We start from the raw sequence: 3,219 nt of genomic DNA, 5'->3' as shown, positions 1-3,219 counted from the left end.
TGGTGGGCTGACAGGGACTCGAACCCTGGACCAACTGATTAAAAGTTCCATCTCTACTTAAATGCACTTGTAGTAACTGAAAGAAACTTAACGAAATCAGTCGATTTAGTCAATGACTAGTTTAGTGGACTCAAGTGGATTGAAGCAGTTGATGGAACTTTTAATCAGGTGGTCCAGGGTTCGAGTCCCTGTCAGCCCACCAACAAAAACAATTACTTAGGTACTGATCAAATTCTAGAAACCTTCGGAATTGTTCCTGCAGGCGCAAAATAGGCGCACTTCGAAAATAAACTTCCCCCCTACTTCGACTATATCCTCTTACACACGCATACTGTCACCTTAGACGAAAAATTGAGCCCAAGCGGATAAACAGATCCCCCGATATGAGTCAAGTAGCTCAGGAACTTGATCCCAACAATTCAAGTTGTCCATCCACCTGCTTATCCTTCTTTTCTTTTGTAATCTGACGTTTCCGTTTCTCCACAATACTCTTCAGTGCTGCCAAGTGTTGGTCCTAGATACCGCATTGGTGACAAGTGATGTTACCGATAAACTTCTCTGAGAGCAGATTTGGATGAAATCGGCTGGCAACCCACTTGCGCCCATCAATCGCGCTCACTACAAAATCTGGAGGTATCTCACTATTCTCCACCTTCAATACTAGCCTTTCGATCACAATATAGTCTAAAAAGCCTTCGAACCCTACTCTCCGACAGCTTGGTCCCTATGAGAATTTTACTCCAAAAATCCTTCATTAATTTACGCTATTCAAATCAACTTAACTCAATCAGTAAAGACAGCCCTTGTTTATGGACAATTTGGAACATTTACTGCTTATCTCGCACACTCTTAGCCATGGAAGGTTACTTTTGATTTAGTGCATTATGGAATTTTCCTGTAACCTTTGCTCCACATAAGGCTGTGATGAAAAGAGTTGAAATCTTTTTCAAATTCTCTTCAATTTTATCGTTATTTTATTTTGTTTTTTCTAGCAACGCTTTTGCTTTGGGAATTGGTTCAACCAAGGACTTCTTGGCTATTGGAGTGCATCAATTAGCTGCTCAGAAAGAAGCTAGATTTGATACTCTTGATAATGGAGAGAATTATGAAAATATTAAGCCTGGTCTAACCCAAATTTATACACAATTCAATAAATCATTGGGTACGAACAATACAGACACACTATATTTTCACCTTGGTTACACGAATCTGGATATTTATAAAAAGTCAGGTAATACAACATTTGATCTTGATGGATTGGGCGCTTATACAGGCTTCCATTTTGGTAAACCTGTGTTGCTGGGACTTGGTTATGAGGCAGGGATGATGAAAGGAGCTTTGACCAGCGGAGAAGCAGGTGCTTCCAATCAATATTTTGAAAGGTTTGACGGTACTTATAATAGTTACTATTATCAGATAGGTTTTGAACTTGGCGGTGATTTGACAAAAGCTTATATTTATTTCTTACAAAAATTAATCACTTTTAACACTTCTTCTGTTGATCTTGACTCGATTAATTCCACGTATGATGGTGGAGGTATTTCATTCATGACAAGTTTTTAGAAAAGATTCTCTAAATCTTGATAAGGATAAATTCTCTCCAGAAAGACTAAGCCATTATTCAGAGGTATTCCAATCAGCATTGTAAACGCCTTTTCCCAGAAGGACACACAAGTTGGCATTGCTAAGAAACCAACAGATTTATCCTATGAAAGTTGCGCCTGAGCCATAAACTTATTAAGAATTGCGCCCAGACGCATTAGTTGCCCCCGATGTGTGTTCAGTGGGTCAAGAATCTGATGCTGCCAGTTCCAGTCGCTCTTCTGCCTGCTTATCCTTCTCTTCTTTTTTAATCTGACGTTTCCGTTTCTCCGCAATACTCTTAAGTGCTACCAAGTGTTGGTCCTGAACACTGCTCTGGTGATGCGTGATGTTGCCGATCAATTTCTCAGAGAGCTAGTTCGGATGGAAACGACTGGCAATCCACTTACGTCCATCGATCGCAACTCGGGCTACGTCAGGGCGCATTTCCCCATTCTCTACCTTAAGCACTAGTCGTTCGATGATATTGGCGTGATGGAATCCTCGCTCTTGTAAGGCGGCCAGATAAGCCTGCCGATGTTCCTCGTCCTTGTGCAGGAACTTCCAGATCACATTGCGACTGCGATCAAACTTAGCCCCAATCTGGGCCAGGCTACAACCATCGGCAATCATCTCATAGATATCATCGAAGTCTGAAAGTTCTACAGGATAACGTTTTGATACCTGCATAATCGTTCCTTTTGCTGAAGAGCCTGGCAAATTTTTGATAAAATCTTGGTCTGTAGCCTTTTTTGATTGATCCACATTATAATTTAATCTAACTGGTTGCTTTAAAAAATATGTGTTGAGGAATTAAATTGTTTTTTCCCAGTTTATGCTCTATAAGTCCTCCGCACGTTACGGTATTGTTATAATAATTATTGACGAACAAAATTGGGCAGTTAATTCATTTATAATTTTTTTTTATTGTTCGTCTCAAATGTGAAAATCAATAAAGACTTGATCGGTTGAGGAACATCGTTCTCCTCAAGGGGAAAAGCCCTTTTTTCCTTTTCCCTATTCAAGAGAAGTCCAATGACTACCAGAGGCTATGCTCTCTGTGATGATCAGTGGCAACGGATCGAACATTTACTCCCCGGCAGAGTTGGTACAGTCGGGGTTACTGCCAAAGATAATCGCCTCTTTGTCAAGGCAGTGCTCTACCGTTATCGTGTCGGTTTCTCCTGGCGTGCCCGAACGCTTTGGCGACTATCGGGTGATTCACACTCGTCACATGCGCTGGAGCAAACGGGGTGTCTGGCAACGGGTCTTTGAAGTGCTCGCTGCCGAGGCAGACAAGGAGTATGCCCAGCTTGACAGCACGATTATGCAGGCCCATCAACACAGTGCTGGTGCAAAAAAAGTGATTGCACCGAAGAACGTATCAGTCACTCCAGTGGAGATCTGACGACCGAAATCCAGGCAACCTGTGATGCCCTTGGTAATCCGACGGGTTTCCATCTGAGTCCCGGTCAAGCCCATGACCTGGAGGGTGTGGACGTGTTGCTGGAGGCCCTTTTGGATCAGATCCAGGCGCTGCTGGCAGACATTGCCTACGCTGCAAAGGCAAGACTCCTGGATCGCTTGGAACAGTGCCAGGTGGAAGCGGTGATTCCACCGAAGTCCAATCAAAAGGAA

3 protein-coding genes and 1 pseudogene are annotated in these 3,219 nt (G+C 42.7%); 2 read left to right on the top strand and 2 right to left on the bottom strand.

The window, feature by feature from the left end:
* Positions 1-924: 924 nt before the first annotated feature.
* Complete coding sequence (locus tag P8O70_22085; GenBank protein MDG2199531.1) at positions 925-1,563, top strand: hypothetical protein; 639 nt, start codon at positions 925-927, stop codon at positions 1,561-1,563.
* Positions 1,564-1,788: 225 nt separating this feature from the next.
* Here the strand turns inward: P8O70_22085 and P8O70_22080 are convergent, their stop codons facing one another.
* Together P8O70_22080 and P8O70_22075 are read right to left on the bottom strand one after the other, a co-directional pair.
* Positions 1,789-1,944, bottom strand: coding sequence for a hypothetical protein (locus tag P8O70_22080; protein MDG2199530.1), 156 nt, complete (start codon positions 1,942-1,944; stop codon positions 1,789-1,791).
* Positions 1,945-1,956: 12 nt separating this feature from the next.
* Positions 1,957-2,271: a hypothetical protein gene (locus P8O70_22075; protein MDG2199529.1), complete on the bottom strand. Its 315-nt coding sequence runs from the start codon at positions 2,269-2,271 to the stop codon at positions 1,957-1,959.
* 345 nt (positions 2,272-2,616) lie between these two features.
* On the opposite strand from P8O70_22075, the pseudogene P8O70_22070 reads away from it, so the two are divergent.
* Positions 2,617-3,219, top strand: a pseudogene (locus P8O70_22070) (IS5 family transposase).

The organism is SAR324 cluster bacterium (assembly GCA_029245725.1).
Classification (GTDB): domain Bacteria; phylum SAR324; class SAR324; order SAR324; family NAC60-12; genus JCVI-SCAAA005.
The sequence above is the reverse complement of the archived record's forward strand: the minus strand, read 5'-3'. Positions and strand labels throughout refer to the sequence as shown.

Excerpts from the sequence above, each read along its gene's own strand:
- P8O70_22085 (MDG2199531.1), top strand. The coding sequence starts at position 925 with ATGAAAAGAGTTGAAATCTTTTTCAAATTCTCTTCAATTTTATCGTTA.
- P8O70_22075 (MDG2199529.1), bottom strand. The coding sequence starts at position 2,271 with ATGCAGGTATCAAAACGTTATCCTGTAGAACTTTCAGACTTCGATGAT.